Annotated in this window: 7 protein-coding genes and 2 tRNA genes; 3 read left to right on the top strand and 6 right to left on the bottom strand. The window is 75.9% G+C overall.

Annotated features, from left to right (window positions below; translation table 11 throughout):
- Positions 1-112: 112 nt before the first annotated feature.
- Both ACWGSR_RS26535 and ACWGSR_RS26530 read right to left on the bottom strand, forming a co-directional pair.
- Positions 113-184 (bottom strand) — tRNA-Val (locus tag ACWGSR_RS26535).
- A 39-nt stretch (positions 185-223) separates the two neighbouring features.
- Positions 224-670 carry an SRPBCC family protein gene (locus tag ACWGSR_RS26530; RefSeq protein ID WP_453569584.1) on the bottom strand — a complete coding sequence of 149 codons (447 nt, stop codon included), beginning with the start codon at positions 668-670 and terminating at the stop codon, positions 224-226.
- Positions 671-755: 85 nt separating this feature from the next.
- Between ACWGSR_RS26530 and ACWGSR_RS26525 the strand changes: the two genes are divergently transcribed.
- Positions 756-3,341, top strand: a complete 2,586-nt coding sequence (locus tag ACWGSR_RS26525; RefSeq protein WP_453569581.1) for an SCO7613 C-terminal domain-containing membrane protein — start codon at positions 756-758, stop codon at positions 3,339-3,341.
- Positions 3,342-3,404: 63 nt separating this feature from the next.
- On the opposite strand, the gene ACWGSR_RS26520 is transcribed toward ACWGSR_RS26525, so the two are convergent.
- Both ACWGSR_RS26520 and ACWGSR_RS26515 read right to left on the bottom strand, forming a co-directional pair.
- Positions 3,405-3,479, bottom strand: a tRNA-Val gene (locus ACWGSR_RS26520).
- A gap of 53 nt (positions 3,480-3,532) precedes the next feature.
- Positions 3,533-3,955 carry a TIGR02611 family protein gene (locus tag ACWGSR_RS26515; RefSeq protein ID WP_376239100.1) on the bottom strand — a complete coding sequence of 141 codons (423 nt, stop codon included), beginning with the start codon at positions 3,953-3,955 and terminating at the stop codon, positions 3,533-3,535.
- 190 nt (positions 3,956-4,145) lie between these two features.
- Between ACWGSR_RS26515 and ACWGSR_RS26510 the strand changes: the two genes are divergently transcribed.
- Positions 4,146-4,559 (top strand): SsgA family sporulation/cell division regulator, encoded by a 414-nt coding sequence (locus ACWGSR_RS26510; RefSeq protein ID WP_003959770.1) that lies wholly within the window; start codon positions 4,146-4,148, stop codon positions 4,557-4,559.
- Positions 4,560-4,750: 191 nt separating this feature from the next.
- On the top strand, positions 4,751-5,308 hold the full coding sequence (locus tag ACWGSR_RS26505; RefSeq protein ID WP_376243948.1) for a CGNR zinc finger domain-containing protein: 558 nt from the start codon (positions 4,751-4,753) through the stop codon (positions 5,306-5,308).
- A 43-nt stretch (positions 5,309-5,351) separates the two neighbouring features.
- On the opposite strand, the gene ACWGSR_RS26500 is transcribed toward ACWGSR_RS26505, so the two are convergent.
- Entirely contained in the window at positions 5,352-5,537 is a 186-nt protein-coding gene (locus tag ACWGSR_RS26500) for a hypothetical protein (protein ID WP_376244013.1), read from the bottom strand.
- A gap of 100 nt (positions 5,538-5,637) precedes the next feature.
- The gene (locus tag ACWGSR_RS26495) at positions 5,638-6,054 is read right to left on the bottom strand and encodes a hypothetical protein (RefSeq protein WP_453569577.1); all 417 of its coding nucleotides are present in this window, start codon (positions 6,052-6,054) and stop codon (positions 5,638-5,640) included.
- Positions 6,055-6,182: the final 128 nt, after the last annotated feature.

Genomic DNA, 6,182 nt, shown 5'->3' with positions numbered 1-6,182 from the left:
GGGGCCCGGGGGGGGCCGGCCGCGGCGGGTGGGGGGGGGGGGGGGGGTCGCGGGGGGCCCCCCCCCACCTCCCGGCGGCGGCCCCTTCTGCCCCCCCCCCCCCCTCTCCCGGTGGGCGATACTGGGATCGAACCAGTGACCCCTTCGGTGTGAACGAAGTGCTCTCCCGCTGAGCTAATCGCCCGGGAACGGGTTGAACCATACAGGCCTTCCGGCCCTTCCTTCAAACCGGTCGCAGGTGGGCGGCGAGCCCCCGTCTCCCGCCGCGCGTCATCAGGGCGTGGTTGGCGCGGAAGACGAGCCTGCCGGGGACGGCGAGCGCCCTCAGGAGCCGGGCGCGGACCTCGACCTCCTGCTCGTACAGGACGCGGGTGCCGGTCCCTTCCGGGGTGAGGGTCCAGCGGGCCCGGCCCTCCAGGTCCCCGCCGAGGCCGACCTCCAGGACCCGGGCGGCGGGGTCGCGGCGCAGGGCGCGGACGGTGACGACGAGGTCGTACGGGAGGAGGGAGCGGAAGCGGGCGGTGCCGGAGGTCTCGTCGCGGGGGACGACCTCGCGGACCTGGGGCCACCAGCGGGGGTAGTCCTCGGCCCGTTCGAGGACGGCGTGGACGGCGTCGGGCGGGGCGGCGAGCCGCCAGACGCGGCGGAAGCGGTACCGGCACCGGTCCATGGGCCCCGGTGTGGGCGTACTCAGGCGGAAATCTGAGTACGGACGCCCATTCCCGGCGGCCGGGCCCGGGACGACACTCCGGTACATGGACAACTCCCTGCCGCCCGCGGACGAGCTGGTGCTCGTCGACCGCGAGCTGGCCCAACTCGAAGCGCGCCGCACCCATCTGCTGGCGCGGCGGGCCTGGCTGGTCCAGGTCCTGTACCGGCCGGCCCCGGCGGCGGCGCGGTGGCCCGTGACCCCGGTGGCTCCGGCGGCGGACTCGACGCCGCGGAGCGCGCAGAACGTGCTCCTGACGCTCGGCGGCACGCTCCTGACGATCGCGGCGGTCGCGTTCACCCTGGTGAGCTGGGGCTCGATGGGGATCGGCGGGCGTGCGGCGGTGCTGTGCGCGGTGACCGGCGCGGCGCTCGCGGCGCCGGTGGCGCTGCTGCGCAGGGGGCTCGCGTCGACGGCCGAGTCGGTGGCGGTCCTGGGGCTCGTCCTGACGGTGCTCGACGCGTACGCGCTGCACCGGGTGGCGCTGCCGGACGCGGACGGCCTCGGGTACGCGGCGGTGGCCTCGGCGGTCCTGGCGGGGGCGTGGGCGGCGTACGGCTCGGCGCTGTCGCGGCTGCGCGTCCCGCTGCCGGCGGCCGTGGTCGCGGCGCAGCTTCCGCTGCCGCTGGGCGTGCTGGCGGCCGGGGGCGGTCCGACGGCGTTCGCGTGGGCGGCGCTCGTCACGGCCGCGGCGGACGGCGCGGTGTGCCTGTGGACGCGTCCGCTGCCGGTGCGGGTCACGGCGGGGATCGGCGCGGCGGTCCTGGGCGGCTGGGCGCTGCTGACGGGCGGCTGGCTCTCGCTCTCCTCGCCGTGGAGCGGCGCGCCGCTGCTCCTGGCGGGCGCGGCGGTGTGCCTGTACGCGGCGTGGCGGACGCCCGGGTGGGCGGTGGCGGCCTCGGTGGTCGCGGGCCTCGCGGTGGTGGCGGCGGTCGGCGGTCCGCTGCGGTCGGTGCTCCCCGGCGACTGGGCGGTTCCGGGGTACGTGCTGTGCGGGCTGGTCCTGGCGTCGGTGTGGCGGGCGGGCGCGGGCGCCCGGCTGCCGCGCGGGGTCCGGGCGGGTCTCGCGGGGGCGGGGGCGTCGGTGACGGCGCTGGGGCTCCTGTGGGCGCTGCCGCCGGTCGTGGCGGGTGCGCTGGGACCGTTGGCGCGGACGACGGAGGTCTGGTCGGGCGAGCACGCCGGGCCCGCCCTGGCCCCGTACCCCGCGACGGCCGCCCTGGTCCTCGCGGTGGTCGCCGCCGCCCTCGCGTCCGTCGCCCGGCTGTGGGCGCGGTGCGGGGTCCTCGTCCTGGTCTGGGCGCTCCTCACGGCCCTGCCGGTCTCCCCCGGCCTGCCGTACGCGGCGACGCTCGCCCTCCAGCTCCTCACGACGGCGGCGGCCCTGTGGATCGCCGTCCGCCCGGCCCCGCTGACCCGCGGCCTGCCCCGCCCGGAAGCGGCTCCGGACGCGAAGACGGCGACCGCCGGGGCCGCGGACTCGGCCGCGCAGCCGACCACCGGCCCGGCCGCCCCGGTCACCGACCCGGCCGGCGCCCCGGTCTCCGGTTCCGTCCCGCCCCCGCCCTCGGCTCCGCCCCGGGGCCCGGCGGCCGGTTTCGGCGCCCCCTGGTCCGGCTGGTCCGGCTGGACGCCCCCGAAGCCCCGGCCGCAGGCTCCCCCGGCGGAGCCCGGGACCGTCCTCGGCCGGGTCGCGTACGCCGGCGGGCTCCTGTCCGCCGTGGGTGCGGTCGTCCTGGCCCTGGACGTGCGGGAGGCCACGTTCGTCGCGCTCGGGGTGGTCCTCGGACTCCTCGCGGGCGTCGCGGTCCTCGGTGCGGACGCGCGGCGGGCGGTGTCGGCCTGCGGGGCGGTGCTCGCGGCGGCGGGCCTGGTGCTCGCCGGGGCGGAGGCGGCCGGTCTGGAGGACCACTGGACGGCGCTCGCCCTGCTCCTCGTCCCGGCGGCGACGGCGGCCGTCGGCGCCACGGCGCGTCCGGTGGCGCTGCCGGTCGAGATCACCGGTGCGGCCGTGGGTCTCTGCGCCGTCGGGCTCGCCGGGTCGCGGCCCGCGTTCCTCGCGCTCGTCCTGGCGCTCGGCGGGGTGGTCGCGGCGGCGACGGCGGTCCGGCCGGAGCGGCGCCGGTTCGCCTCCTGGGCGGCGGCGGGGCTGTTCCTGCTCGCCGCCTGGGTGCGGCTCGGGGCCTGGGGCGTGACGACTCCGGAGGCGTACACGCTGCCGGTGACGGTTCCGGCGCTGGTCGTCGGTTTCCTGCGGCGGCGCCGGGACCCGGCGGCCTCGTCCTGGACGGCGTACGGCCCCGGCCTCGCGGTGACGCTGCTGCCGAGCCTCGGCGCGGCCTGGACGGACCCGGAGTGGGTGCGGCCGCTGGTGCTGGGGGTGGCGGCGCTCGTGGTGACGCTGCTTGGGGCGCGGTTCCGGCTCCAGGCCCTGCTGCTGCTCGGCGGCACGGTGCTCGCCCTGGACGGGCTGCACGAGCTGGCGCCGTACGTGGTGCAGGTGGTGGGCGCGCTGCCGCGCTGGCTGCCGCCGGCCCTCGCCGGGCTGCTGCTGCTCGCGGTGGGCGCCACGTACGAGCAGCGGCTGCGGGACGCGCGGAGGCTGCGGGAGAGGCTGGCGCGGATGCGGTGAGGCCCTGCCGGGGGAACGCCGAGGGCCCGGAGACGGTGGTCGTCTCCGGGCCCTCGGTCCGGGTGGTGGGCGATACTGGGTTCGAACCAGTGACCCCTTCGGTGTGAACGAAGTGCTCTCCCACTGAGCTAATCGCCCGGTGCACCGCACACATTACCCCATGTCAGCGGGGCTCCCGCACCACGCGGGGGTCACTCGTCGATCTTCCACGGCATGACGAAGCCGAGCTTCCAGACGTAGACGCCGAGCAGGACGGCGACGATCACCACGCCGATGCTGGTGAGGATGATGTTCCGGCGGCGAACCCTGGGGTCGAGGGCGCTCTGGGCGGCCTCGGTGACCTTGCGCTTGGTCCAGCGGAGCACGAGCTGCGCCCAGACGAACTCGGTCGCCCAGATCGCCATGCCGGCGAAGATGACCAGCCAGCCGGGCCCGGGCAGCGGCAGCATGACCACACCGGCGCCGACCACGGCGAGTCCCACGATGAAGACGCCGACCTGCCAGCTGAGGTGCAGGGTCCGGCGGGACTTGATGAACTCCGGTGCGCGGGATCCCAGTTCGGCGTCCCGGTCGGCCGGGGACTCCCCCGTGCGCTCGTCACTCTCCGCATGCATGCTTCCCAACCTACCGGACGCCGGGCCGACACCTGAATGGCCGTATTACCCAAAGTTACACGGGCCCGTACGAGGGACCTGAACGACCACAAAACCGACAGAGGGGTTTACAACGGCACCGGAGGTGGCATGTCGATTTCGCCGACGTGCGAATCCCCGAGCGCACACTGAGCGAAAGGCCCTGGCGCTTATGAACACCACGGTCAGCTGCGAGCTGCACCTGCGCCTCGTTGTGTCGAGCGAGTCCTCACTGCCTGTACCCGCGGGCCTGCGGTATGACACGGCCGATCCGTATGCCGTGCACGCCACCTTCCACACCGGAGCCGAGGAGACGGTCGAGTGGGTCTTCGCCCGCGACCTTCTCGCCGAGGGGCTGCACCGGCCCACCGGCACGGGCGACGTCCGCGTCTGGCCGTCCCGTAGTCACGGTCAGGGAGTCGTCTGCATCGCCCTGAGCTCTCCCGAGGGAGAAGCCCTGCTCGAGGCCCCGGCGAGGGCCCTGGAGTCGTTCCTGAAGCGGACCGACGCCGCCGTGCCACCGGGCACCGAGCACCGTCACTTCGACCTCGATACGGAGCTCTCCCACATCCTGGCCGAGAGCTGAGCCAGGCCGAGAGCCGCACGGCGCCGTCCGACTCGGGGAGACGGCGCCGCGCGGGCAGCCCCACAGGCACGTCATCCGGCGCCCACCACCGCGCAGCCGGCGCGGTGGTGGGCGCCGGTGCCATGTCCGGGTCGCGCTAAAGTCAGCGCCATTCCGCGGGCGCCCGCCCGCGGCCGGCCAGGGAGCGAATCGTGCTGATCCCTCACGACACCCGGATCGCCCTCGACACCGTCGTCGATCTGATGAACACCGCGTCCCAGGGCGACCGCCCCGACGCGCTCGCCGACCTCCAGGGCCTCCACGCCTTCGTCCACGCGCACAAGATCAGCGACGTGGGCGACCTCGGCGCCGGCGACCTGCGGGCCGTGCGCGAGGTGCGCGAGAAGTTCGCGGCGGTCTTCTCCGCGCCCGAGGCCCGGATCGCGGCCCCCCTGATCAACCAGCTGGTGGCGGGCGCGGGCACCACCCCGCAGCTCACCGACCACGACGGCTACGACTGGCACGTGCACTACTTCGCGCCGGGCGCCTCGGTGGCGGACCACCTCGCGGCCGACTGCGGCATGGCCCTGGCGTTCATCGTCGTGGCGGGCGAGCAGGAGCGGCTGCGGCGCTGCGAGGCGCCGGACTGCGGCCGGGCCTTCGTCGACCTCTCCCGCAACCGCTCGCGCCGCTACTGCGACAGCCGGACCTGCGGCAACCGGCTCCACGTGGCCGCGTACCGGGCGCGCCGCAAGGAGGCGGCGGGCTGACGGTCCGGTCCGGGGCGTCACGGCAGGGCTCCACGGCGGGGCGTCACAGGACGAAGAGGTCGTGCACGGCGGCCACGAGCAGCAGACAGCCGATGACGCCGAGGAAGATCATCAGCGGCGGCTGGGAGAGCGCGTACAGGCAGCCGCGCGCTTCTTCGCCGGGGGCGTCGGTGGAGGCGGGGACGGGGTCCCGCGAGGTATCCAGCATCTCGGGGGGATGATCGCGCACGCGCGCACCCGGGATCGCGGAACACGCCTTCCGGCCGGAACGGTTCACTCCTTCCCGTGGATCGCCGAACCGGGGCGGTCAGCGGAATCGCCAGAAGCGGTCAGATTCCGTGCTTCTTCAGAATCGCCTCGATGTCGCTGAAGTCGTCGCCGGCGGGCTCGGCGGCCCGCGGCTTCCCCGTCACGGCCCGCGGGGGCGCCTGGGCGCCGGGAGCCGCGGGCCTCGGCGCGGGCTCCGCGACGGCGGGCTGTCCCCTGCCCGCCCGGCGCCGCTCGACGGCCCGGGTGGACAGGAAGAGCACCCAGGCCAGACCGAGCACGCCGAAGCCGGCCCAGGCCACCGGACTGAACGCCGTGCCCGCGATCCAGGCGACGGCCCCCGTCATCACCAGGCCGAGGGGCACCAGGGCGTAGGCCGCGATCCGGGCGGCGGACAGGAAGCGCTTCCGGTACGCCGCGATCGCGGCGATGCCCAGGCCCGCCGCGGACACCGCGGAACAGATGGTCTCGGCGAGCATGCGGTCCTCCAGGTCCCCGGGTGATACGTCCCTTCCATCCTGCACCCCCGCGTCCGCCCGGGGCCATGTCCCCGAGCCGGTCTCAGGGAGATCTCCGGGTCGCCCCGGCCGGGATCTCCTCCTCGGGT

This window comes from Streptomyces sp. NPDC055632 (genome assembly GCF_053618675.1).
Note: the sequence above shows the minus strand (reverse complement) of the source record. Positions and strands in the feature narration are given on the sequence as shown.

Bases quoted from the DNA above. Each gene is read 5' to 3' on its own strand.
- ACWGSR_RS26530 (WP_453569584.1), bottom strand. From the start codon at position 670: ATGGACCGGTGCCGGTACCGCTTCCGCCGCGTCTGGCGGCTCGCCGCC.
- ACWGSR_RS26495 (WP_453569577.1), bottom strand. From the start codon at position 6,054: ATGCTCGCCGAGACCATCTGTTCCGCGGTGTCCGCGGCGGGCCTGGGC.
- ACWGSR_RS26515 (WP_376239100.1), bottom strand. From the start codon at position 3,955: ATGCATGCGGAGAGTGACGAGCGCACGGGGGAGTCCCCGGCCGACCGG.
- ACWGSR_RS26510 (WP_003959770.1), top strand. From the start codon at position 4,146: ATGAACACCACGGTCAGCTGCGAGCTGCACCTGCGCCTCGTTGTGTCG.
- ACWGSR_RS26525 (WP_453569581.1), top strand. From the start codon at position 756: ATGGACAACTCCCTGCCGCCCGCGGACGAGCTGGTGCTCGTCGACCGC.